This is a genomic window from Micromonospora fiedleri (assembly GCF_016774385.1).
Lineage (GTDB): Bacteria > Actinomycetota > Actinomycetes > Mycobacteriales > Micromonosporaceae > Micromonospora > Micromonospora gifhornensis.
In genome coordinates, this window is record NZ_JAETXL010000059.1 from 1 (window position 1) to 469 (window position 469).

At 72.5% G+C, this 469-nt stretch carries 1 pseudogene; it reads left to right on the forward strand.

The window, feature by feature from the left end:
- Window positions 1–216: 216 nt before the first annotated feature.
- A pseudogene (locus tag JMF97_RS30620) lies at window positions 217–469 on the forward strand (thymidine phosphorylase); the annotation flags it as partial.

A 469-nucleotide genomic window follows, 5' to 3' on the forward strand; every position in this document is an offset into this window, starting at 1 on the left:
GGCCGGGGTTGCGGTGGGGGCCGGGGCCTGCCGTGCCCGGCTCCGGGCGGTCAGGCTTGATCCCTCCGCCGGGCACGGCAGGCCCAGGCCCGTGCGCGGTACGGTCCGTGCGTCGGTGCCGGTCCGAAGCTGGAAGATCGATGTCGTGCTCGCTGCCGATGGGTGTGGCTGCCGATGGTGTGTGGCTGCTGGCGGGGTGACTAGGGATTGGACTCAATGGTGAGTGGTTTTGCGGCGGTTGATGTTATTCGGGTGAAGCGGGACGGGGGGGTGCTCTCCGACTCGCAGACCGACTGGGTGGTGGACGCGTACACCCGGGGGGCCGTCGCCGGCCAGCAGATGCCGGCCCTGGCCATGGCGATCCTGCCCAACGGGATGACGGCCCCGGAGCTCTCCCGGTGGACGCCAGCCACGATCGCCAGCGCTCACCGGCACGACCTGCCCGCGGCTGCGCGGCCGCCCCGCCCAC